Here is a 23,499-nt window from a genome sequence, read left to right as displayed (position 1 = left end):
GATCCTCCTTAACGGTTTTCCAGGCTTGCTGCACGAGCATAAGGCAGCGCACTTTCAGTGCCTTTCAATGCAGCCTGTTGAGCATGTTGGCGCAAGTAGCTTGGCAGACGCTGATCGTGCCAGCCTGGCTGACCTTGCAATACGCCGTTGGCCATAGGGCCAGTGGCTTCCGAACTCTCATTGTAGCCTGCCAATACAGCTGGACCCTTGACCTGAGGAACGGCCAGACCCGGTTGATTGGATTGCTGAGCCAGTTCTACACCAGCGATCTCGTCCTGATTGTACAAACGAACGCCAGCCAGCACAGCAAGTGTTACCGATGCAGCGACTGCCAGACGACCCAGGCTGCGCCAAGGACCACGGGAAGCTTTTGCCGGCACGGCTTCATCGGCCAATGCAGCCGATACTGCCGCAGCGATATCCAGGCGTGGAAGCAACAAGTCCTTGTGCATGACTGCCCGAGCGATTTGGTAACGAGCCCAGGTTTCACGGGTTTCAACATCGTCAAAGGCATTCAGTACCCGACGCAATTCCAGTTCGTCCGCTTCGTTATCCATCACTGCGGACAGCGATTCCTGCAGGGCTTCACGACTCATGGCGTTCCTCTCTTGGCTATCGCCGCTGTCTCAGTTTTCCTGCAACAACGGCTGCAGGGCTTTATCGATGGCCTCCCGGGCGCGGAAAATCCGGGAGCGCACGGTACCCACCGGACACTGCATGACTGCCGCAATGTCCTCGTAACTCAGACCATCGAATTCACGTAAAGTTAATGCCGTACGTAAATCTTCTGGCAGTTGCTGGATGGTTCGATGGACGGTGCCTTCGATCTCATCCCGCAGCAACGCGCGTTCTGGCGACTCGAGATCCTTGAGGCCATGATCGCCATCGTAGAACTCTGCATCCTCGGAACTGACATCGCTATCCGGCGGCCGGCGGCCGCGTGAAACCAGATAGTTTTTCGCCGTGTTAATGGCGATGCGGTAAAGCCACGTGTAAAACGCGCTGTCCCCGCGAAAATTTCCAAGTGCACGGTATGCCTTGATAAAGGCTTCTTGTGCCACATCCTGGGCTTCATGGGTGTCGTGCACGAAACGCACGATCAACCCGAGAATTTTGTGCTGGTATTTCAGCACTAGCAGATCGAAAGCACGCTTGTCGCCGCGTTGAACGCGCTCGACCAGTTGCTGATCCTCTTCCTGGGTTAGCATGAACACTCCTCGATAAGCTCGGAGGAGGCTTGCATTACTAAACGACCGGACTTGCAAACATAGACTCGGGCTTTTCGCAAAAGTTCTCCCCCTCCAAGCAAGTTTCCTGCGCGCTCTGATTCGGCACGCACGAAAAACGCAGCGCGAGATTCCCCGGCTGCGCGAATAATCTTGTCATCGGATTCGCCGGCAAGGATCCAACCCGCAGATCCCGCACCTGAAGCCGACACTGTCCCTTGAATCAGGCAACCGTCTATTGATCTTGAGCCCTTGGCAAAAGTTCCAAATATTTATAACCAGACGGCACCGACATTGTGCAACCGTGAATAGAAAAATACTGTTAAATCGACGATACAGTCGTCTTGTCGTCGAACCGTTCAAAAAACCATCCGACGAAGCGTCAGGTTTTTCCCGTCACAGTAGTTTCACAATGCCATGTGTGCACGGGTATTGTGCCGCCCCACCCCTCTATATACTAGTGGGCTGTGTGGCCGCCCTGACTCGCCGTTACAGCAGTCTCGCGCCAACCCCGACCCGGGTCGCTTTGAGCGGAATCCTGAAATGAGCCAACAGTTTCAACACGATGTTCTGGTCATTGGCAGCGGTGCTGCCGGTTTGAGCCTTGCGCTGACCTTGCCTGGTCATTTGCGCATTGCGGTACTGAGCAAAGGCGACCTCGCCAACGGCTCGACATTCTGGGCCCAGGGCGGCGTTGCAGCCGTTCTGGATGACTCCGATACCGTCGAGTCCCACGTCGATGACACCCTCAACGCCGGCGGTGGCCTGTGCCATGAAGACGCTGTGCGTTTTACCGTCGAGCACAGTAAAGAGGCGATCCAATGGTTGATCGACCAAGGCGTGCCCTTTACCCGTGATGAACAATCCGGCACCGAAGACGGCGGCTTCGAGTTTCACCTGACCCGCGAGGGTGGCCACAGCCATCGGCGCATTATTCATGCTGCGGATGCAACGGGTGCTGCGATATTCAGAACACTACTGGCCCAAGCCAGGCAACGCCCGAACATCGAATTGCTGGAACAGCGGGTCGCGGTGGACCTGATCACCGAAAAACGCCTCGGCCTTGAGGGCGACCGCTGCCTCGGCGCCTATGTCCTCAATCGCGGGACCGGCGAAGTCGATACCTACGGCGCACGCTTCGTCATACTCGCCTCCGGCGGCGCGGCCAAAGTCTACCTGTATACCAGCAACCCCGACGGAGCCTGCGGCGACGGCATCGCCATGGCCTGGCGCTCTGGCTGCCGGGTGGCGAACCTGGAATTCAACCAGTTTCACCCCACCTGCCTTTACCATCCGCAGGCAAAAAGCTTCTTGGTCACCGAGGCCCTGCGCGGCGAAGGTGCGCACTTGAAGCTGCCCAATGGCGATCGCTTCATGCAACGCTTCGACCCGCGCGCAGAACTGGCACCACGGGACATCGTGGCCCGGGCCATCGACCATGAAATGAAGCGCCTGGGTGTCGATTGTGTCTATCTGGACATCAGCCACAAGCCCGAAGCGTTCATCAAGACCCACTTCCCGACGGTATACGAACGCTGCCTCGAGTTTTCCATCGACATCACCAAGCAACCGATTCCGGTAGTGCCAGCGGCGCACTACACCTGTGGCGGCGTGATGGTTGATCAAAACGGTCGCACCGACGTACCGGGGCTGTATGCCATTGGCGAAACCAGTTTTACCGGACTGCACGGCGCCAACCGCATGGCCAGCAACTCGTTGCTGGAGTGCTTCGTTTATGCCCGTTCGGCGGCAGCGGACATTCTTGAGCAGTTGCCGCACGTGTCGATTCCAGTCGCCCTGCCCATTTGGGATGCGAGCCAGGTGACCGATTCCGATGAAGACGTGATCATCGCGCACAACTGGGATGAACTGCGGCGATTCATGTGGGACTACGTCGGCATCGTGCGCACCAACAAGCGCTTGCAACGAGCCCAGCACCGTGTGCAGCTATTGCTGGACGAAATTGACGAGTTCTACAGCAACTACAAGGTCAGCCGTGATTTGATCGAATTGCGTAACCTGGCTCAGGTAGCGGAACTGATGATCCAGTCAGCCATGGCGCGCAAGGAAAGCCGGGGCCTGCATTACACCCTCGACTACCCCAACATGCTCCCGGTTGCCCTGGACACTATTCTGGTGCCGCCCACCTACGCCGACTGAACGTGAGGCGAACCCGCAGGCGTCGGTGCACATCCGCCGCCTGCGAGTCGCGGGGTACGCAGATCGACCTGATCCGCCGTTCGCCACGCAGGCGAAACCGCAGCACCACGATCAATGGCAGCGCCAGGCTGTCCGGGCGCAACTGCACGGCTTGCCAACCCGCGGCCCGATTCCACAATTGCCAGCCATCGGCGACCCGGCGCAAGCCGCAGAAGGCCTGTGGGTGTTTGAGCAAGATCTGTCTGGGTAACACCCAAAAACCGTGAGCCGCGCACAGCGCAATGCCGAGCAGGCTGGCCCAGGCCGGTATGGATAGAAGAATCAACGAACCCAGCGCGAACAGCTGGGCCACACCATACGCCGCCAGCAACTGCCGAGAGGCATGCCAGCGGCATTCGAACATATTACTTGGGCTGGACACGGTCCAGGATCATGCGAACCATGCGCTGAAGCTCTGGATCTTCCGATTCGGCGCGTTCCATGAACCAGCCGAACATGTCCTGATCTTCGCATTCGAGCAGCCGGACGTAACAGGCACGATCTACTTCGTTGAGGTGCGCATAAACTTCTTTCACAAACGGCACCAGCAACACGTCCAACTCAAGCATGCCGCGGCGGCTGTGCCAGTAGAGGCGATTCAGTTCAACATCTTCGACCATGGAGCGCTCCTCAAATAGGCGGCAAGTATACAGCCCCGGACAGTGTCGAACAGTCGGCTTTGGTCGGGCACCACCTCCTTTTGTGAACTACCCATTTCCAGGGCGCCACCTTATGATGTCCCCCAGACTCTTTACCCTGCGATGACTCATGGCCGATTCTGCTTTTTTCTGCACCCTGTCTCACGAAGGCGTTCTCGCGGTCCGCGGCGTGGATGCTGGTAAATTCCTGCAAGGCCAATTGACCTGCAACCTCAACTACTTAAGCGATACCCAGGCCAGCCTTGGCGCACGCTGCACGCAAAAAGGCCGGATGCAGTCGAGTTTCCGCATCCTGCTGGAAAGCGACGGCGTTGTGCTGGCCATGGCTACCGAACTGCTGGAACCGCAGTTGGCTGACCTGAAAAAGTACGCCGTGTTCTCCAAATCCAAATTGACCGACGAAAGCGCCGCCTGGGTCCGTTTCGGGATCGACCATGGCGATACCGCGCTGAGCAGTCTCGGTCTTGAATTACCGGCAGACACCGACAGTGTCGTGCGTCACGAAGGCCTGATCGCCATCCGCGTCTCGCCGGATCGCGCTGAACTGTGGGTCGCCGCCGATCAAGCCGACGCAATCAAAGGCAAGCTGTCCACCCTGTTGGCCGAAGGCAATCTGAACCAATGGCTGCTGGGCCAGATCCGCGCAGGGATCGGTCAGGTCATGCCGGAAACACGCGAGCTGTTCATTCCGCAGATGCTCAATCTGCAAGCCGTCGGCGGCGTGAGCTTCAAGAAAGGCTGCTACACCGGCCAGGAAATCGTCGCGCGCATGCAGTACCTGGGCAAACTCAAGCGTCGCTTGTATCGTCTGACCCTGGAGGCCAGCGAACTGCCGGCCCCTGGCACGCCGTTGTTTTCCCCGAGCCACGGCAGTTCCATCGGCGAAGTAGTCCTGGCTGCCAATGCTGAACACACCATTGAACTCCTGGCCGTGCTGCAAGCCGAAGCGGCCGAGGGCGGGGACATTCATCTCGGTGCCCTGGAAGGACCTGCACTGAACTTGCTCGACCTGCCTTACTCACTGGATCGCGATCTAGAAATCCAGCGCTAACCGCAGCATTTGTTGCAACACCTAGAGAAAAGAAATGAGCGATCTGGCGGAAAAGGTCCAACAGGATTTGGTTGAGGCCATCGATAACGATGACCTGGTTCTGCCAACGTTACCGGAAGTGGCCCTGCAGATTCGCAAGGCCGCTGAAGACCCGGAAATCAGTGTCAGCACCCTGAGCAAAGTAATTGGCCGCGATACGGCGCTGTCGGCGCGCCTGATCAAAGTGGTCAACAGCCCGCTGCTGCGCGCCACTCAGGAAGTGAACGACCTGCACACCGCCATCACGCGGCTGGGCATCAATTACAGCAGCAATCTGGCGATCGGCCTGGTGATGGAACAGATTTTCCACGCCCGCTCCGAGGTGGTCGCACAGAAAATGCGCGATGTCTGGCGCAAAAGCCTGGAAATCGCCGGGGTCAGCTATGCGCTGTGCCGCAGTTACACACAACTCAAACCCGACCAGGCGGCACTCGGCGGCCTGGTGCATCAGATTGGCGTGTTGCCGATTTTGACGTACGCCGAAGATCACTATGAACTGCTGTCCGACCCGGTCAGCCTCAACCATGTGATCGACCACATTCACCCTTTGATCGGCGTAAAACTGCTCAAGGTCTGGGAGTTTCCGGAATTGCTGGCGAAGCTGCCGGGGATGTACCTGGACTTCAACCGTCAATCCGGGCAGGTCGACTATGTCGATCTGGTGCAAGTGGCCAGCCTGTACTGCCACAAGGACACCGACCATCCACTCGCAAAAATCGATGCGTTCAACGTGCCTTCATTCAAGAAGCTTGGGATTGATCCGCAGAACGAGGCGATGTGCAAGGAACTGGAAGAGTCGCGTTCGATGTTTTACTAGCCTATATAGCGAGGGGGGCTTACCTCCATTGCTCCCCTTCACCACACACGATGTGTTCACTCTCCTGCAATAAAACTCACCCGAACCTTCAATCCTGACGGTTCACCATCGTGCAGGCTGATCTGCGCCAAATGCGCACGGCAGATCTCGCCGACAATCGCCAGGCCCAGCCCCGACCCGGCCACCTGCTGATTGCGCCGGTAAAAGCGCTCGAACACTCGATCCCGCTCATCGACCGGAATCCCCGGGCCATCATCTTCGACCTCCAACACCGCCGGCGTCATGACCCGCAAAATCACATTGCCGCCCGACGGCGTATGAGCCAGGGCGTTATCCAGCAGATTACTCAGCAGCTCGTTCAACAGCGTCGGCTCACCGCGCAGCCACACCGGCTCGTCCGCTTCCAGTGCCAGGGCAACACCGCGCGCGTGGGCCAACGGCGCCATGGCCATGCCCAATTCGCGCGCCAACTGACTCAAATCCAGCAACTGGGCACCGCCCTCGGCAATCGCCCGGGCACCGTTTTCGACCCGAGCCAACGAGAGCAATTGGTTGGCAAGGTGAGTCAGGCGATCCGTGCCCTGGGCGGCGCTTTCCAGGGTGCTGCGCCAGGTTTCAGGTTCATTCGTGCGCAGGCCAAGCTCAAGGCGCGCCTTGAGCGCCGCCAGCGGCGTACGCAGCTCATGGGCGGCATCGGCGATGAACTGGGCTTGGCGCTCAAACTGCTCGCGCAACCGCTCGGTAAAGTGATTGAGCCCGCGCACCAGCGGCCACAACTCGCGCTGCACTTCCACCAACGGCAACGGTCGCAAATCGTCGGGCTGGCGCTCCTCCACGGCCGTGCGCAAGCGCTCCAGCGGACGCAACGCCGCACTCACCGCAAACCAAACCAACAGCAGCGCACCAATCGCCAGCATGCCAAGGCGCAGCAACGTGTCGGCGGCCAGACTGCGCGCCATGCTGACCCGCGCCTCATCGGTTTCCGCCACACGAATTTCCGCCATGCCATTCATGTTCGGCTCGCTGACCGGCTTGAGCAGGCTGACCACCCGCACGTTCTGCCCCCGATACGTGGCGTTGTAAAAACGTGCCAGCGCCGGGTAGTCATCAGTGCGAGGCGTTCCCGGAGGCGGCGCGGGCAGGTTCTCGTAACCGGAAATCAAATTCTGGTGGATGTCATTGACCAGGTAAAAAATGCGCCCGGCACTGTCGTAGGCAAACGTATCCAACGCCACGTAAGGCACGTCGGCGCTAAGCGTTCCATCACGCTGGGAGACACCTGCCGCGATCGTTCGCGCCGACGCCAGCAACGTACGGTCATAGGCGGTGTCGGCCGCTTCGCGACCATTCCAGTACGCACTCAAACCGCTGGCCAGCATTAACACCACCAGCAACAGCGCAAGGTTCCACAGCAACCGCCAGCGCAGGCTGCTGGGCTTATGCATCGCGGCTTTCCAGCAAGTAGCCAAGACCACGGAAGGTCACGATGGCGACCGGCTGACCATCGAGTTTCTTGCGCAAGCGATGCACATAGATTTCGATGGCGTCCGGGCTGGCTTCTTCGTCCAGACCAAACACCTGGGAGGCCAACTGCTCTTTGCTCATCACCCGACCCGGCCGGGCAATCAACGCTTCCAGGACAGCCTGTTCACGCGAGGTCAGGGTCAGCAACTCTTCGCCCAGCGTGAAACGCCGGGTGTCCAGGTCATAGGCCAGCACACCGCAACGCTGCTGACGCTCACCGCCCAGCACACTGCGGCGCAACAGGGCTTTGACCCGTGCTTCGAGCTCAGTCAGTTCAAAGGGTTTGGCGAGGTAATCGTCAGCGCCAAGGTTCAGGCCATGAACCCGATCCTTGACGTCACTGCGAGCGGTCAACATCAGCACCGGCAGGTTTTTCCCCCGCGAACGCAAGCGCGCGAGCACTTCAAAACCATCCATGCGCGGCAGGCCGACATCGAGAATGGCCATGGCGTACTCCTCGCTGCTCAAGGCCAGGTCTGCGGCCACGCCATCGTGCAGCACATCCACGGTCAGCCCTGTGCTCTTGAGCGCCTGGGCGACACTTTCGGCTAACTGCAAATGGTCTTCGACGAGCAGAACACGCATGGATCTTTTCCTCATTCAGGGATGGTCGACACCATTCTTTGGCGCGGAGTTTACAGCCGCAACCGCTGCTGTGAAGCCCGAAAACCGTGAAAGTCTGCTGAAAGGCTAGCGAAAGGTTAGCCCGTTAGAGTCGAGTCACGGACAGTTTCGACTGCCGTCGCTGCTGCCACACAGCGATCCGAAAAACGCCTCGAAGCGTTTTCGACAAATAAGAACAATAAACGGAGTACGACACCCATGCAGTCCTTGCAGACCCAGGCTCTTGCGCCTGCCCGCCTCTCCCGTTTCAGCCACACCGCGCTTGCCAGTGCCGCCGCTCTTGCCGGCTTTTCGCCGTTGAGCCAGGCTGCCTTCTTCGAAGACAGTACGGCAACACTTGAAACCCGCAACATGTATTTCAACCGCGACTTTCGCGATGGCACCAGCGCCCAGCAATCCAAGCGAGACGAATGGGCACAAGGCTTCATGCTCAATCTGCAATCGGGCTACACCGATGGCACCGTAGGGTTCGGGGTGGATGCATTGGGCATGCTGGGGATCAAGCTCGATTCGAGCCCCGACCGTACCGGCACCGGCCTGCTGCCGACCGATGACGGGCGCGCGGTTGGCGAGTACTCCAAGCTGGGCCTGACCGGCAAAGTGAAAATCTCCGCCACGGAACTGAAAATCGGCAGCCTGATTCCGGAAATGCCGATCCTCAAGCCCAACGACGGGCGCATCCTGCCGCAGACCTTTGAAGGCGGGCTGCTGAACTCCAAAGAGCTGAAGAACCTGAGCTTCACCGGCGGGCGTCTCGACAAAGCCAAGGATCGCGACAGCACTGACTACCAGGACATCGCCCTCAACAACAAGAACAGCCGTTTTGCCGGCACCGTCACCGGCAACCACTTCGACTTTGGCGGCGTGGACTACAAGTTCACCGACAAAATCACCGGCAGTTACTACTTCGCGCAACTCGATAACGTCTACAGCCAGCACTTCCTCGGCATGGTGGCCTCGGAAAAATTCGGCCCCGGCACTTTTGGCACCGACCTGCGCCTGGCCATCAGTGATGATGACGGCGAAGCCCGTGGCGGCAAGATCGACAACACCTCCCTCAATGGCCTGGTGAGCTACGCCTTGAGTGGGCACAAGTTCAGCGCCGGTTATCAGCACATGTCCGGTGACAGCGCGTTCCCTTATGTCGATGGCGCCGACCCTTACCTGGTCAACTTTGTACAGATCAACGACTTTGCCGGTGCCGAAGAACGCTCCTGGCAAGCACGTTATGACTTCGACTTCGTCAGGCTCGGCATTCCCGGCCTGACCTTCATGAGCCGTTACGTGAGCGGTGACAACATCAAGCTCAAGAACGGTGACGAAGGCAAAGAGTGGGAACGCAACTCCGAGATTAAATATGTAGTACAAAGCGGCGCTCTCAAGGATGTCGCCGTGCGCCTGCGTAATGCCACCTACCGCTCCAACTACTCCGCTCGCGATGCCGACGAAGTGCGTCTGCTGGTGAGCTATAGCGTTGCCCTTTGGTAATTCAGCACGTCCATAACAACAACTCCCAAGGAGACTTGAATGAACCTATCAATGCGTAAAGTTGCTCTCGCCGCCAGTTGCATGCTGTTTGCCGGTCAATTGATGGCCGAACCCAAGCGTCCGGAATGCATCGCCCCGGCCTCGCCGGGCGGTGGTTTCGACCTCACGTGCAAACTGGCGCAGAGCGCGCTGGTCAACGAAAAGCTGCTGACCAAACCGATGCGCGTGACCTACATGCCCGGCGGTGTCGGCGCGGTAGCGTACAACGCGGTGGTCGCCCAGCGTCCCGCCGATGCCGGCACGCTGGTGGCCTGGTCCAGCGGTTCGTTGCTGAACCTGGCCCAAGGCAAGTTCGGGCGTTTTGATGAAACCAACGTGCGCTGGCTCGCCGCCGTTGGCACCAGCTATGGCGCCATCGCGGTTAAAAGCGATTCGCCTTACAAGACTCTGGACGACCTCGTTCAGGCGCTGAAAAAAGATCCGAGCAAAGTGGTGATCGGTTCCGGCGGCACCGTCGGCAGCCAGGACTGGATGCAAACCGCACTGATCGCCAAGGCCGCCGGAATCAACCCGCGTGACCTGCGTTACGTGGCGCTCGAAGGCGGCGGTGAAATCGCCACCGCCCTGCTCGGCGGCCACATCCAGGTCGGCAGCACCGACATCTCCGACTCCATGCCGCACATCCAGAGCGGCGACATGCGCCTGCTCGCCGTGTTCGCCGAAAAGCGTCTGGACGAGCCGGAAATGAAAGACATCCCGACCGCCAAAGAACAAGGCTACGACATTGTCTGGCCAGTGGTTCGCGGCTTCTACCTCGGGCCGAAAGTCAGCGACGAAGACTACGCCTGGTGGAAAGCTGCCTTCGACAAGCTCCTGGCTTCCGAAGACTTCGCCAAGCTGCGCGATCAGCGTGAACTGTTTCCGTTCGCCATGACCGGCCCGGAACTGGACACCTACGTGAAGAAGCAGGTTGCGGACTACAAAGTGCTGGCCAAAGAGTTCGGCCTGATCCAGTGATCGCCTCTGTCTAGCGGCTGCGGCCCCGTTTCGCGGGGTCGCGGCACAGGAGTTTCCCATGCTCTTACAACGCATTTTTGCTGCGGTGCTGTTGCTGGCCTGCGCTGGCCTGACGCTGATGGCGTGGCCGTATCAAGCGGCATTTTCCTACGAACCGGTGGGGCCTCGGGCCTTTCCACTGTTGATGCTCGGGCTGATGGGCCTGGCGCTGCTGTACATGGTATTTCGTCCGGCGCCGATCAAACATGACGACGATGCACCACCGATGGACCGCGAAACCTTGACCAAAATCGGTATCTGCGTCGTGTTGCTCTTGGTATTCGCCGGCACCTTCGAACCCCTGGGTTTCATTGTCGCCAGCACCTTGATCGGTATCCCGATGGCGCGCCTGTACGGCGGCCGCTGGTTGCCCAGCATCGTGATCATCACGCTAATGGCCGTCGGCCTTTATCTGCTGTTCGACAAGTTGATGGACGTGCCGCTGCCGCTTGGCGTGCTCGATGTTCTGGAGAACTGATATGGATACTCTTGGCTATTTGGGTCAGGGTTTCGGCGTTGCGCTGAGCCCGTACAACCTGGTGACTGCCCTGTGCGGCACCCTGATCGGCACCGTCGTTGGCTTGTTGCCGGGCCTGGGTCCGATCAACGGCGTGGCGTTGTTGATCCCGATCGCATTCGCCCTCGGCCTGCCACCGGAATCGGCACTGATCCTGCTGGCGGCGGTTTACCTGGGCTGCGAATACGGCGGGCGGATAAGCTCGATCCTGCTGAACATTCCCGGCGAAGCCTCTACCGTCATGACCACCCTCGACGGCTACCCGATGGCCCGCAAAGGCCTGGCCGGTGTCGCACTGTCGTTGTCCGCGTGGAGCTCGTTCATCGGTGCGTTCATCGCCACCTGCGGCATGGTGCTGTTCGCCCCGCTGCTGGCGAAATGGGCGATTGCCTTTGGCCCGGCGGAGTACTTCGTGTTGATGGTGTTCGCCATTGTCTGCCTGGGTGGCATGGCCGGTGACCGACCGCTGAAAACCTTTATCGCTGCGTTGATCGGTCTGTTTCTGTCGAGCGTCGGTATCGATGCCAACAGCGGCGTGTACCGGTTCACCGGGGACAACATCCACCTGACTGACGGCATTCAATTCGTGGTGTTGGTGTTGGGCCTGTTCTCCATCAGCGAAATCCTCCTGCTGCTGGAAAAAACCCATCATGGCCAGGAAGCCGTGAAAGCCACCGGCCGCATGATGTTCAACTTCAAGGAAGCCTCGGCAGTGTTCGTGGTGAACCTGCGGTGCGGCGTACTGGGCTTCATCATGGGTGTGTTACCGGGTGCCGGCGCAACCTTGGCCAGCGCCGTGGCCTACATGACCGAGAAACGCATCGCCGGGGCCAAAGGCACGTTTGGCCAGGGTGATATGCGTGGCCTCGCGGCACCGGAAACCGCCATCGGTGGCGCAGCATGCGGCGCTCTGGTGCCAATGCTGACCCTCGGCGTTCCGGGTTCGGGCACCACGGCGGTGATGATCGGCGCGCTGTCGCTGTACAACATCACGCCGGGGCCGCTGCTGTTCCAACAGCAACCCGACATCGTCTGGGGCCTGATCGCTTCGTTGTTTGTCGCCAACATCATGCTGGTGATCCTCAACATCCCGATGATCCGCATCTTCACCCGCATCCTCGCCGTGCCGAACTGGGCGCTGGTGCCGGTGATCGCAATCATCACCGGGATTGGCGTCTACGCGGTGCACGCCACCACGTTCGACCTGTTCCTGATGATCGGCATCGGTATCTTCGGCTACATCCTGCGCAAGCTGGATTTCCCGCTGTCGCCGATCCTGCTGGGCTTCATCCTCGGCGGCCTGATGGAACAGAACCTGCGTCGCGCCCTGTCGATTTCCAACGGTGCACTGGAAATCCTCTGGTCCAGCCCGATCACCTTCGGTTGCTGGGTCCTGACCGCGATCATGCTGCTGATGCCACTGCTGCGGATCTGGCGCAAACGTTCGGCCGCTCAGCGCGCAATCGCCGATGTCTGATCGAACACCGCTCAAAGCCTGGTGGGGAACACCGCTGGTCGGTCTGCTGGGCGGTTACCTCGCCAGCCAGATCGGCTGGCCGCTGCCCTGGATGGTCGGCTCGTTGCTGGCGATCATCCTGGTGCGCTGCCTGACGCCCTGGCAATTGGCGGAAATCCCTGGCGGCCGCAAGTGCGGCCAGTGGATTGTCGGAATCGGGATCGGCCTGCACTTCACCCCGGTGGTGATGGAGCAGGTACTCAGTCACTTCGGCTTGATCTTCTTCGGTGCGTTGGTCACCAGCCTGTCAGCCGTGGTCGGCGTATGGTTGATGCGGCGTACCGGTGAGGATCGCGCCACCGCATTTTTCTCCAGCATGCCCGGCGGCTCCGGCGAGATGGTCAACCTCGGCGCGCGCAATGGCGCAGTGCTCAGTCGCGTGGCGGCAGGGCAAAGCCTGCGGGTGCTGGTGGTGGTGCTGTGCGTACCGGCAGCCTTCAAATACTTGCTGGGTGACGGCGCGCCGGTGTTGCACGCAACGGCCGTCGACTGGCGGTGGCTGGCCTTTTTATTCCCGGCAGGCGCCCTGGCGGCGTGGCTCTGGGAGCGCTTGCGTCAACCCAACCCATGGTTGTTCGGGCCGTTGCTGGTGAGTGCGGCGGTGAGCATCGGTTGGGATCTGCATATCGGTTTGCCACACGGCGGCAGCCAGATCGGCCAATGGCTGATTGGCAGCGGCCTGGGTTGTCACTTCAACCGTCAGTTTTTCCGGCGCGCGCCTTCCTTCATGGGCCGAACCTTGATCGGCACAGTGCTGACCATGTTGATTGCCACGGCGGCTGCCTTGGGGTTGAGTGCGTTGACTCATCTGGATCTGCGTTCATTGACGTTGGGCATGATGCCCGGCGGGATCGCGGAGATGAGCCTGACGGCGGAGACCCTGCAATTGTCAGTACCGCTGGTAACGGCGATGCAGGTGATGCGGTTGTTGTTTGTGTTGTTTCTGGCCGAGCCGTTGTTCAAATACTGGAACCGCGAGAGCATGCCTTAGCGGAGGCTTGTGATACCCGCCAGGAAAGAGTTTGCTACCATCTCTGCTTCGGGAGAGGTGATTAGATGCACATCAGCAAACTACAGATAGAAAACTTGCGGTCTTTCGAGAAGGCCACCCTTGAATTCAATCTGCCGGGCACCAAAGACCTCCAATACCCTAACGTCAACGTATTGCTGGGGGACAATGGTCTCGGCAAGACCAGCATTCTAAAAGCTGTTGCACTTGCGGTACTCGGACCGTTGCTGAGCGGCAACTCTGGTTTTGTACCTGAAGGCTTGATCCGGCGTGCTCCGGCGAAGATCGCCGGCAAGGTCAACCTCAAGAAAAACACAGCCATTCTGACCGCCGACATCATCTCGACCGTAGAAGAACGGCCGCTGAAAGCTGCGACGGACCTCATGCCCGAAACGTTTTCAGTGAGTACCGAAGTCCGCACGGTCAGCTCCGTAGAGCGGATGAGTTGGCATATGTCGCCAAAGAGCGCGGATGAAACGATCGAGGCGATGCAGCTCGATGAAAAAAGCCCGGCCTTTTTCATTGTCGGATATGGAGCTACCCGCCGTGTGGAAGCATCCGCACGGGTGGATGAAAGTGCCCGTACCCGATCCCGTCTACGTCGTTACGAACGCGTTGCAGGCCTTTTCGAAGACCACCTGACGCTCATGCCGCTGTCTTACTGGCTGCCGGCCTTTTCCGTGGAAAACAAGGGCCGTTACAAGCAAGTTATCAATCTGATCAATGAACTGCTGCCACCGGCCTGCCAAATTCAAACGCAGCCAACGGGCCGTGAACACTTGTTCGAAATGAACGGCATCGTTCTGCCCTTCCGCGCCTTGTCTGATGGTTACAGGGCCTATATCGGCTGGATCGGCGACATGCTGTTCCACGTCTGTAAAGGTATCGCCAGTGGCTTGAAACTGAGAGAAATGCGCGGCGTGATCATGGTCGATGAAATCGATCTGCACCTGCATCCCGAATGGCAGCGCAGCGTAGTGCCCACACTGGCCAAGGCACTCCCGAATGTTCAGTTCATCCTGACGACCCATAGTCCGTTGGTCGTCGGCTCATTGATGTCGCAAAACCTGTTTGTGCTGGCAGAGGAAAACGGCTCGACCATTGTCAAGCGGCTGCCCGAACATGTGCGTGGAAAAAGCGCCGAGCAAATTCTGCTGTCGCCCTACTTCGGCCTTGATAGCACTCGGGCGGCGCCCGTGGCGGATAAGCTCAACGAACTGGCTCGCCGAGCGGTGTCGGGCAATGTTAAAGCCTCTGTCGACTACCTGAGAGTGCTCGCCGAAGGCATGTCCTTCGAAGACATGGCAAAACCGCAAAAGGTCCAAGTGGCCACTGCTCGTGTTCGACGCCCGCGCGCTGTCAAAGCCAAGCCTGAAGTTGTTGCTCAACCGCAGCGCAGTAAGCAGGCAGAGTCCAAAGAATGATCCGTTACCCCATTTCGGAAGCTGAGCTGATTGCATTAATCAACGGCAAAAAACCGAACTGGTTGGGTCGTGCCCAGCAGCGAACCCAGCACTACGTCGATGCGGGCGGCTATACCGATGACTCGGACTTCTGGGGAGAAATCAAACAGGTCTACATTACGCTGCAGCACGAAAAATGCGCGTACTGCGAGACCAAGCTTCAAGGCGCGGTATTGGCGAGCAAAGTCCATGAAGTGGAACACTATCGCCCCAAAAGCGAAGTCAAGACCTGGCCCAACCACAACGTCGAGCACTGGAAAAAATTCAAACCTGCCTGGACGACTGGTGCAGGCAGCAAAGTCGGGTATTACAAGCTCGCTTACCATCACTTGAACTATGCCATTGCCTGCACCCGCTGCAACTCCACGCTCAAGTCGAGCTACTTTCCGATTCGCGGCAATCGCGACACTCAGAACGGCGATCCGGCGGACATGCAGGATGAGTCGGCGCTGTTGCTCTATCCGGTTTCAATGACCGACGCCGACGACCCTCAAGACATCATCACCTTCAATGGCGTGCTAGCCGTTCCGAAACACAACTCCGGCCCCGCCTATGAACGTGCAGTCACCAACATCGAGTTCTTTCAGCTTAACCATGAGGACCTCACTTCACGCCGGGCCGAAGAAATCAGGACATGTTGGCTAGCACTGCAAATGTCGAGAAACGTCCCGCAAGACAAGCAAATGTATGACGACACAATCGCATTGATGTGCAGCCCTGAAAGTGCATTCAGTTCATGTGTGTCTGCCTTTTTTTTACTCAGTCAAACCGATTATCCAGTGGCGGAAACAATGGCCAGATTCATCATCAAGGCGCTGTTAACAAAACAACCGCTGACGCCCTGATTTATTGCCTACGCGAAACCGAAACCTCTCAAACTGGCGGCAACCGCCACTCAATCGGCGTCTCGCCATTCTGCTCAAGAAACTTGTTGGTGCGGCTGAAGTGTCCACATCCGAGAAAACCGCGATAGGCCGACAGCGGTGACGGGTGCACCGAGGTCAGCACCAGATGCTTGGTGGCATCGATCAGCTTCTGTTTGCTCTGGGCATGGGCGCCCCACAGCATGAACACCAGGTGCGGTTGCTGCTGGCTGACCACTTCAATGATCCGGTCCGTGAAAAACTGCCAGCCCTTGTCCTTGTGCGCGTTAGCGTTGGCGCGCTCCACGGTCATGGTGGTGTTGAGCATCAGCACGCCTTGGTCGGCCCAGCTCTGCAAATAGCCATGGTTGGGAATATCGATGTTCAGGTCGCGCTTCAATTCCTTGTAGATGTTTACCAGCGACGGCGGCGCCGGCACGCCCGGTTGCACCGAGAAGCACAAGCCGTGCGCCTGGCCCGGGCCGTGATACGGGTCCTGACCGAGGATGACGACCTTGACCTTGTCCAGCGGCGTAGAGTTGAGCGCGTTGAAAATCATCGGGCCCGGTGGATAGATCTCCTTGCCCGCCGCGCGCTCCAGTTGCAGGAAATTACGCAACTCTGCCATGTAGGGCTGGTCGAATTCGGCACGCAGTGCCTCCTTCCAGCTCGGTTCGAGTTTGATACGGTCGTCAGCAGTCATGGTTACATCCGGCAAAAACAATGGGGCGAACCCTAGGAAAGCCCATCACGCTTGTCAATTGATCTGACGCACATCCGGCACTTTCCCACACAGCGATCATACTTAACCCTCAAATTCCCGATCGAGGTCACGATGAATCTGCACTTCGAAGAACTCACTGGCACCGACGGCGCTCGCATCGGCGTCGCCAGCCTCGATGCCGAAAAGTCCCTCAACGCCCTGTCCCTGCCGATGATCAACGCCCTGCGCGATCAAATGGACGCCTGGGCCAAAGACCCGCAAGTTGTCTGCGTGTTGATGCGTGGCAACGGCGCCAAGGCATTCTGTGCCGGCGGTGAAGTGCGCAGCCTGGTGGAGGCCTGTCGCGCCCATCCCGGGGAGGTGCCACCGCTGGCCGCGCACTTCTTTGCGGCGGAATATCGCCTGGACTTCAAACTGCACACCTACCCGAAACCGTTGATCTGCTGGGGCCATGGTTATGTGCTCGGTGGCGGGATGGGGTTGTTGCAAGGGGCGAGTATCCGCATTGTCACGCCAAGCAGTCGGCTGGCGATGCCGGAGATCAGCATCGGCTTGTACCCGGACGTCGGCGCCAGTTGGTTCCTGTCGCGGCTGCCCGGCAAGCTCGGATTGTTTCTGGGCCTGACCGGCGCCCATATGAACGGGCGCGATGCGATCGACCTGGACCTGGCCGACCGCTTCTTGCTCGATGAACAACAGGAGGAGCTGATCGAAGGGTTGCTGCAATTGAACTGGCAGGAACAGACGCCGATGCAGCTCAACAGTTTGCTCAAGGCCTTGCAGCAAGAAGCGGTTGCGCAACTGCCCGAAGCCCAGTGGCTACCGCGGCGCCAGCGCATCGACGAACTTTTGGACGTCAGTGATGTGAGTTGCGCCTGGAAAGCCATCAGCCTGCAACGCGACAGCGCCGACCTGCTGCTCAATCGTGCTGCAAAAACCATGAGTGAAGGCTCGCCGCTGACCGCTCATCTGGTCTGGGAGCAAATCGCCCGGGCCCGGCACCTGTCGCTGGCTCAGGTTTTTCAGATGGAATACACCATGAGCCTCAACTGCTGCCGACATCCGGAGTTCAGCGAGGGCGTGCGCGCACGGTTGATCGACAAGGATCAGAAACCGCACTGGCACTGGCCGGACATCAACAACGTGCCGGATGCCGTGGTGCTGGCGCACTTTCATAAAGTCTGGGAAGGACGGCACCCGTTGGCGGATTTGTCGGAATACTGAAATCCGGGCATAAAAAAAGCGGCGCTTGATGCGCCGCTTTTGTTTGAGCGATTACCGGTTGCCGCCTCGGCCCATGTGATCGCCGCGCCCGTCGTGATGGCGTCCACCCCCTCGATTGTCATTATCCCAGCCTCCTCGGCTGCCATTGTTCCAGTTACCTTGGTTCCCTTGGTGGTCATTATTCCAGCCACCTCGATGATGACCGTCCCAGCCCTGATTCTGATGAGACCGGTAATAGCTCCGGGATTGGTAATAACGCGGGGCCGGTTGATAGACGCGCGGCTGATAGTAATAACGCGGTGTTGGCTGGTAATACCGCGCGGGGGGCGCGTAGTACCGGGGCGGTGGCGAGTAATAACCACCGCCACCTGAATAGTAGGAACTGCCACCAGCGTAATAGGCGGGTGCAGGCGAGGTATAGCCATCTGAATAGTAGCTGTCTCCTCCATCGGAATAGGGCACGCACGCACCAAGAGACAATCCCGATAAAGCAATCAGCAGAATTTGGCGGAGCTGTTTTCGACAGAGCATGGCGGCCTCCTGGACCGCGAGTGAGCCGTACCAGCGACGCTGGCAGGCGGCAGTCAATTATTCGGTGACTGTCGAAAGATCAGACCTCCGTTTCCTGAATCTGGTGCGTTCACGAAACAGATTGAAACATCTGTCCGATGAAAGGTTTTTCATCTATTCACCCCCTGATTAATGGTGCCCGCCGTGATATCCACCGCCGTAATAACGCGAGCCGTGACCGCCGTGATAGCCGTGGTTGTAGTAGCGATAACCCCCGTAATAACGCGGGCCGTAATAGCCGTGGTTGTAGTAAGGCGAGTAGTAGTAAGGCGCGTAATAACCGGGGTAGTAATAAGGTGCGGAGTACGCATCGTAAGGGTCTGCGTAGTAGTAGCAGCCAGACACCCCCAGACCGAGCAACACATAGAACACGATTCGACGCAGCATGACGGCCTCCGAAAAGACCCTGGACAGCAGCCGACAATGGCCGGCTGACACTGCTTTTGACTGAGAATCCGCCATCAAGTGCTGTGCCGCAAAATCCTTCAGATCAGCGGGCGATGCGTCCCATTGCGGTGCAATCGCGCACCATCACAAGGCAACCGTAAGCCTCTTTACCGACGCGGCTACGCGCCATCCCCCACGCTAGAGCGCTCAAGAGGAGTTGGCACGCCTCTCGCTTTAGCAACTGCGTGCAGGAGTTCATTACAGGTTCGCGGCACCACAATTTGCAATGGCTGACTAGGGTTCCGGCTCGCTGAGCGAGTGACTGGTCCGAGAGTTGGCGACCTCCAGTTGAGGTTACACGGCGGGACAAAAGCCCGGGAGACAAGCCACCGTTCGCGGTGCCGCGTTGACTCCTGCCCGCCCTCGATCAACTGGAGAACCACCCATGTCCCAGCTACGTTTCCCCGCCCTGCTCGCCGCGGCCTTTGCCGCCCTCGTGAGCGTCTCGTCCCAGGCTGCACCGAAAGACCATTTCAGCGTGTGCTGGACAATCTATGCCGGCTGGATGCCCTGGGAATACGCCGGCAGCCAAGGCATCGTCGACAAATGGGCGAAGAAGTACGGCATCAAGATCGATGTGGTGCAGCTCAATGACTACGTCGAATCCATCAATCAATACACTGCCGGCCAGTTCGACGGTTGCACCATGACCAACATGGACGCGCTGACCATTCCGGCCGCGGGCGGCGTCGACAGCACCGCGCTGATCGTCAGCGACTTCTCCAACGGCAACGACGGCATCGTGCTCAAGGGTGACGGCAAGAAAGTCACCGACCTCAAGGGCATGGACGTCAACCTGGTGGAGCTGTCGGTTTCCCACTACCTGCTGGCCCGGGCACTGGATTCGGTGGACCTCACCGAGAAAGACCTGAAAGTGGTCAACACCTCCGACGCCGACATTTCCGCCGCGTTCAACACCGAACAGGTCAACGCCGTCACCACCTGGAACCCGATGCTCTCGGACATCAAGGCCAAGCCTGCCGTGACCGAAGTCTTCAACTCCAGCCAGATCCCCGGCGAAATCATGGACATGATGGTGGTCAACAGCGCCACGCTCAAAGACAACCCGGCTCTGGGCAAAGCGCTGACCGGTGCCTGGTTTGAAGTCGTCGAGTTGATGAACGCGAAAAACGCCGCCAGCAAAACCGCACTCGAACACATGGCCAAAGCCTCGGGCACTGACCTGACCGGTTTCCAGGCGCAACTCGACACCACCAAATTGTTCGCCACGCCCAAAGAGGCCCTGGACTTCTCCACCAGCAAGCAACTGCCGGAAACCATGCGCAAAGTCGCCGAGTTTTCGTTCCAGCACGGCTTGCTCGGCGAAGGCGCCAAGGACACCAGTGCCGTCGGCATGGCGTTCGCCAACGGCGTGACCAGCGGTGACAAGAGCAACCTCAAGCTGCGCTTTGACCCGACCTACGTGCAGATGGCTGCCGACGCCAAGCTGTAATCACGAGGAGCTGGCCATGCGCCTGATCAATCGCCACCCGGATCGTCCGAGCCGCCTGTTGTTGGTGATCCTGCCGTTCGCTCTGGTGCTGTTCGCCTACTTCATGGGCTCGGCCGAGCGGCTGACGGACAACCCCAACGACAAGCTGCTGCCCAGCGCCGTACAGATGACCGATGCAGTGAAGCGCCTGGCCTTCGTGGCCGACGCACGCACCGGCGAATACCTGCTCTGGCAGGACAGCGCCTCCAGCCTGCGCCGCTTGGCCATCGGCCTCGGTATCAGCGCCCTGGCCGGACTGTGCCTGGGCATGGCGGCGGGAACCCTGCCACTGTTCGGCACACCGTTGTCACCGTTGCTGACGGTGCTGTCGATGGTGCCACCGCTGGCGATCCTGCCGATTCTGTTCATCGTTTTCGGGCTGGGGGAATTGTCGAAAGTGATGCTGATCGTCATCGGTATCACCCCGGCCCTGGCGCGGGATCTGGAACAGCGCGCCCGGGAAATTCCCGTGGAGCTGCTGATCAAGGCCCAGACCCTTGGCGCCTCGACCTGGACCCTGATGCTGCGCGTGGTGCTGCCGCAACTGTTGCCGCGCCTGCTGATCTCGTTGCGCCTGATGCTCGGTTCGGCGTGGTTGTTCTTGATTGCCGCCGAGGCTATCGCCTCCACCGATGGCCTCGGCTATCGGATTTTCCTGGTGCGCCGTTACCTGGCGATGGACGTGATCCTGCCGTACGTGGTGTGGATCACCCTCCTCGCCTGGCTGATGGACTGGGGCCTCAAGCGCCTGACCCAGCATGCGTTCCCTTGGTATGAAGGAGCGCGCGCATGAGCTTCATCACGGTGAAAAACGTCTGGCAGCAATACGCCGATCAGGTGGTGCTCGAAGGCCTGAACCTCAACGTCAACGAGGGTGAGTTCTGCACCCTCGTCGGCGCCTCCGGTTGCGGCAAATCGACCTTCCTGCGCTTGCTCCTCGGCCAGGAACGCGCCAGTCGCGGCGAGATTCTGCTCGACGGCCAGGCGCTGGCCGGCGAACCGGATTCGAGCCGTGGCGTGGTGTTCCAGCGCTACTCGGTGTTCCCGCATTTAACGGTGCTGGACAACGTCACCCTCGGCCTCGAACTGCCGCGCTCGCCCCTGCTCGGACGCCTGTTTGGCAGCGCCAAACGTGACGCTCGGGAACAGGCTTCGGTGTTGCTGCACAAAGTCGGCCTCGGTCATTCGCTGGACAAGTACCCGGCGCAACTGTCCGGCGGCATGCAACAACGGTTGGCCATCGCCCAGGCGTTGATCATGAAACCTCGCGTGTTGCTGCTCGACGAACCCTTCGGCGCACTCGATCCGGGCATCCGCAAAGACATGCACGCCTTGCTGCTGGAGCTGTGGCGCGAGACGCAACTGACGGTATTCATGGTCACCCACGACCTGTCCGAAGGTTTCAGTCTCGGCACGCGCCTGCTGGTGTTCGACAAGGTTCGTGTCGACCCGCACGCCCCCGGCGCCTATGGCGCACGCATCACCTACGACATCCCTTTGAACAGCGACCGCCGCGCCACCCGCGCCGCCGTCGACGCCCTGCCGATGCCGCTGGCAGGCACGCTTCGTACCGCTTAGAGGAATCTGCAAATGACTGATTCGACCTTGCTGTTCACGCCCTTCGCCGAAGAATTGCTGCCCGGTGGTGGCCACCGTTCGTTCGTGTTGAAACGCGGCCAACTGCTGCGCCTGACCGATCTGCGCGGCGGGGCCAACGTCAGCCTGACGCTGCTCAACGCCAACGAAAAAACCGAACGCCTGAACCTGCCTGACAGCCTCAAATGCCAACACACCGCCAAACTCACTCGCGGCCATTGCCTGTACTCGGACATGGGCCGCGTACTGGCCGCCATCACTGCCGACACCTGCGGCTGGAGCGACAGCCTCGGCGGTGTGCTCTGCGCTGAAGAAGTCGCCGAAAAATACGGCGCGGGGCGCTATCAGGAACTGCGCAACGGCTTCTTCCGCAACGGCACTGACAACCTGCTGGTGGAACTCGGCAAGTGGGGATTGGGCCTGTCGGATTTGCTGATGACCCTCAACCTGTTCAGCCGCGTCGATGTCGACGAAGCCGGGCGCTTCCACTTCGTCGAAGGCAATTCCCGGGCTGGCGATTACATCGAGTTGTACGCGCCGATGGACACATTGGTGGTGCTCACGGCCCTGCAACACCCGATGGACCCATCGCCTGAATACGCGCCAAAACCGCTGAAGCTCAGCTGGATGAACGCCGACGCCAGCGTGGCCGAACACTGCCGCACCTCGCGCCCGGAAAACGAGCGCGGCTTCATCAACACCGACCGTTTGTTCGCCTGAGGATCGCTGCCATGTCACTCGCAATCGCTACCGTTCATAACGAACCCGACACCGCGATCTATCGCGCCACCATCCCCGCCGGCGAACCGTGGCTGATGGAGGTCAAGGCCGGCCAGACCCTGCGCATCCTAGACCTGGAAGGCAACCAGGCCGTCGACACCTTGTTCTACAGCGTCGCCAATCCCAAGGAACGCTACGACGTGCAGCGCACCTTACGCCGGCAGAACAGCGTGTACCTGAGCACCGGCAGCGTGCTGTATTCCAACCTCGGCAAACCGATGCTGACCATCGTCGCCGACACCTGCGGACGTCACGACACCCTCGGCGGTGCCTGTGCGCAGGAGAGCAACACCGTGCGCTACGCCCTGGAAAAACGCTACATGCACAGCTGCCGCGACAACTACCTGCGCGCCTGCGTTCACGACGGGCGCCTGGGCAAGGGCGACATCGGGCCGAACATCAACTTCTTCATGAACGTGCCGGTCACGGCGGACGGCGGGCTGACCTTTGAAGACGGCATTTCGGCGCCGGGCAAATACGTCGATCTGCGGGCCGAGATGGACGTGATCGTGTTGATCTCCAACTGCCCGCAACTGAACAACCCGTGCAACGCCTACAACCCGACCCCTGCGGAGCTGCTGGTATGGAATTGAAATTAGCGCGGTTGCGCAGATG

General features: G+C 59.5%; 25 protein-coding genes and 1 riboswitch. Of the genes, 16 read left to right on the top strand and 9 right to left on the bottom strand.

Going from position 1 to position 23,499, the window contains the following annotated elements; all coding sequences use genetic code 11:
* Positions 1-8: 8 nt before the first annotated feature.
* Positions 9-596 (bottom strand): sigma-E factor negative regulatory protein, encoded by a 588-nt coding sequence (locus LOY55_RS06490; RefSeq protein WP_046029509.1) that lies wholly within the window; start codon positions 594-596, stop codon positions 9-11.
* Positions 597-626: 30 nt separating this feature from the next.
* Complete coding sequence (gene rpoE, locus LOY55_RS06485) at positions 627-1,208, bottom strand: RNA polymerase sigma factor RpoE (RefSeq protein ID WP_007944079.1); 582 nt, start codon at positions 1,206-1,208, stop codon at positions 627-629.
* 561 nt (positions 1,209-1,769) lie between these two features.
* Between rpoE and nadB the strand changes: the two genes are divergently transcribed.
* A complete protein-coding gene (nadB, locus tag LOY55_RS06480) occupies positions 1,770-3,386 on the top strand; it encodes an L-aspartate oxidase (RefSeq protein ID WP_109787398.1) in 1,617 nt (538 codons plus the stop codon).
* Here nadB and LOY55_RS06475 read toward each other — a convergent pair.
* Positions 3,355-3,807 (bottom strand): protein YgfX, encoded by a 453-nt coding sequence (locus LOY55_RS06475; protein WP_109787397.1) that lies wholly within the window; start codon positions 3,805-3,807, stop codon positions 3,355-3,357. The genes nadB and LOY55_RS06475 overlap by 32 nt on opposite strands.
* A complete protein-coding gene (locus LOY55_RS06470) occupies positions 3,791-4,045 on the bottom strand; it encodes a succinate dehydrogenase assembly factor 2 (RefSeq protein ID WP_077430733.1) in 255 nt (84 codons plus the stop codon). The genes LOY55_RS06475 and LOY55_RS06470 overlap by 17 nt, the downstream gene beginning before the upstream one ends.
* A gap of 148 nt (positions 4,046-4,193) precedes the next feature.
* On the opposite strand from LOY55_RS06470, the gene LOY55_RS06465 reads away from it, so the two are divergent.
* Positions 4,194-5,135 carry a folate-binding protein YgfZ gene (locus tag LOY55_RS06465; protein WP_046029503.1) on the top strand — a complete coding sequence of 314 codons (942 nt, stop codon included), beginning with the start codon at positions 4,194-4,196 and terminating at the stop codon, positions 5,133-5,135.
* 34 nt (positions 5,136-5,169) lie between these two features.
* Positions 5,170-5,991 carry an HDOD domain-containing protein gene (locus tag LOY55_RS06460; RefSeq protein ID WP_046029500.1) on the top strand — a complete coding sequence of 274 codons (822 nt, stop codon included), beginning with the start codon at positions 5,170-5,172 and terminating at the stop codon, positions 5,989-5,991.
* Positions 5,992-6,047: 56 nt separating this feature from the next.
* Here LOY55_RS06460 and LOY55_RS06455 read toward each other — a convergent pair whose 3' ends face one another.
* Together LOY55_RS06455 and LOY55_RS06450 are read right to left on the bottom strand one after the other, a co-directional pair.
* Complete coding sequence (locus LOY55_RS06455; RefSeq protein ID WP_109787395.1) at positions 6,048-7,436, bottom strand: sensor histidine kinase; 1,389 nt, start codon at positions 7,434-7,436, stop codon at positions 6,048-6,050.
* Positions 7,429-8,100 (bottom strand): response regulator, encoded by a 672-nt coding sequence (locus tag LOY55_RS06450; protein WP_007944085.1) that lies wholly within the window; start codon positions 8,098-8,100, stop codon positions 7,429-7,431. The genes LOY55_RS06455 and LOY55_RS06450 overlap by 8 nt, the downstream gene beginning before the upstream one ends.
* Positions 8,101-8,337: 237 nt before the next feature.
* Here LOY55_RS06450 and LOY55_RS06445 point away from each other — a divergent pair, with 237 nt between their 5' ends.
* The 7 genes from LOY55_RS06445 (at position 8,338) to LOY55_RS06415 (ending at position 16,033) form a co-directional block, all read left to right on the top strand.
* On the top strand, positions 8,338-9,627 hold the full coding sequence (locus LOY55_RS06445; protein ID WP_046029495.1) for an OprD family porin: 1,290 nt from the start codon (positions 8,338-8,340) through the stop codon (positions 9,625-9,627).
* 39 nt (positions 9,628-9,666) lie between these two features.
* Entirely contained in the window at positions 9,667-10,644 is a 978-nt protein-coding gene (locus tag LOY55_RS06440; protein WP_046029492.1) for a tripartite tricarboxylate transporter substrate binding protein, read from the top strand.
* A 58-nt stretch (positions 10,645-10,702) separates the two neighbouring features.
* A complete protein-coding gene (locus LOY55_RS06435) occupies positions 10,703-11,161 on the top strand; it encodes a tripartite tricarboxylate transporter TctB family protein (RefSeq protein ID WP_223522392.1) in 459 nt (152 codons plus the stop codon).
* Position 11,162: 1 nt separating this feature from the next.
* Positions 11,163-12,677, top strand: a complete 1,515-nt coding sequence (locus tag LOY55_RS06430; protein WP_046029488.1) for a tripartite tricarboxylate transporter permease — start codon at positions 11,163-11,165, stop codon at positions 12,675-12,677.
* Entirely contained in the window at positions 12,670-13,707 is a 1,038-nt protein-coding gene (locus LOY55_RS06425) for an AbrB family transcriptional regulator (protein WP_046029486.1), read from the top strand. The genes LOY55_RS06430 and LOY55_RS06425 overlap by 8 nt, the downstream gene beginning before the upstream one ends.
* A gap of 65 nt (positions 13,708-13,772) precedes the next feature.
* Complete coding sequence (locus tag LOY55_RS06420) at positions 13,773-15,149, top strand: AAA family ATPase (protein WP_052961881.1); 1,377 nt, start codon at positions 13,773-13,775, stop codon at positions 15,147-15,149.
* Positions 15,146-16,033, top strand: coding sequence for a hypothetical protein (locus LOY55_RS06415; RefSeq protein ID WP_046029485.1), 888 nt, complete (start codon positions 15,146-15,148; stop codon positions 16,031-16,033). The genes LOY55_RS06420 and LOY55_RS06415 overlap by 4 nt, the downstream gene beginning before the upstream one ends.
* Positions 16,034-16,061: 28 nt before the next feature.
* Here the strand turns inward: LOY55_RS06415 and ung are convergent, their stop codons facing one another.
* A complete protein-coding gene (gene ung, locus LOY55_RS06410; protein ID WP_223522391.1) occupies positions 16,062-16,754 on the bottom strand; it encodes a uracil-DNA glycosylase in 693 nt (230 codons plus the stop codon).
* A gap of 132 nt (positions 16,755-16,886) precedes the next feature.
* On the opposite strand from ung, the gene LOY55_RS06405 reads away from it, so the two are divergent.
* Positions 16,887-17,999: an enoyl-CoA hydratase/isomerase family protein gene (locus tag LOY55_RS06405; protein WP_109787392.1), complete on the top strand. Its 1,113-nt coding sequence runs from the start codon at positions 16,887-16,889 to the stop codon at positions 17,997-17,999.
* Between the two features lie 51 nt (positions 18,000-18,050).
* On the opposite strand, the gene LOY55_RS06400 is transcribed toward LOY55_RS06405, so the two are convergent.
* Together LOY55_RS06400 and LOY55_RS06395 are read right to left on the bottom strand one after the other, a co-directional pair.
* The gene (locus LOY55_RS06400; protein ID WP_109787391.1) at positions 18,051-18,530 is read right to left on the bottom strand and encodes a hypothetical protein; all 480 of its coding nucleotides are present in this window, start codon (positions 18,528-18,530) and stop codon (positions 18,051-18,053) included.
* A gap of 168 nt (positions 18,531-18,698) precedes the next feature.
* Complete coding sequence (locus tag LOY55_RS06395) at positions 18,699-18,956, bottom strand: hypothetical protein (protein WP_077430740.1); 258 nt, start codon at positions 18,954-18,956, stop codon at positions 18,699-18,701.
* 283 nt (positions 18,957-19,239) lie between these two features.
* A riboswitch (guanidine-I (ykkC/yxkD leader) is annotated at positions 19,240-19,339 on the top strand.
* A gap of 62 nt (positions 19,340-19,401) precedes the next feature.
* On the opposite strand from LOY55_RS06395, the gene LOY55_RS06390 reads away from it, so the two are divergent.
* The 5 genes from LOY55_RS06390 to LOY55_RS06370 are packed head-to-tail and all read left to right on the top strand — an operon-like array spanning position 19,402 to position 23,477.
* Positions 19,402-20,469 carry a putative urea ABC transporter substrate-binding protein gene (locus tag LOY55_RS06390; RefSeq protein WP_223522390.1) on the top strand — a complete coding sequence of 356 codons (1,068 nt, stop codon included), beginning with the start codon at positions 19,402-19,404 and terminating at the stop codon, positions 20,467-20,469.
* Between the two features lie 16 nt (positions 20,470-20,485).
* Complete coding sequence (locus tag LOY55_RS06385) at positions 20,486-21,301, top strand: ABC transporter permease (RefSeq protein ID WP_223522389.1); 816 nt, start codon at positions 20,486-20,488, stop codon at positions 21,299-21,301.
* Positions 21,298-22,086, top strand: coding sequence for an ABC transporter ATP-binding protein (locus tag LOY55_RS06380; protein WP_223522388.1), 789 nt, complete (start codon positions 21,298-21,300; stop codon positions 22,084-22,086). The genes LOY55_RS06385 and LOY55_RS06380 overlap by 4 nt, the downstream gene beginning before the upstream one ends.
* Positions 22,087-22,098: 12 nt before the next feature.
* Entirely contained in the window at positions 22,099-22,824 is a 726-nt protein-coding gene (locus LOY55_RS06375; RefSeq protein ID WP_223522387.1) for an urea amidolyase associated protein UAAP1, read from the top strand.
* Between the two features lie 11 nt (positions 22,825-22,835).
* The gene (locus LOY55_RS06370; RefSeq protein WP_077430742.1) at positions 22,836-23,477 is read left to right on the top strand and encodes an urea amidolyase associated protein UAAP2; all 642 of its coding nucleotides are present in this window, start codon (positions 22,836-22,838) and stop codon (positions 23,475-23,477) included.
* Positions 23,478-23,499 lie beyond the last annotated feature (22 nt).

It is taken from the genome of Pseudomonas sp. B21-040, assembly GCF_024748695.1.
Taxonomy (GTDB): Bacteria; Pseudomonadota; Gammaproteobacteria; order Pseudomonadales; family Pseudomonadaceae; genus Aquipseudomonas.
This window is presented reverse-complemented; position numbering and strand designations above follow the sequence as displayed.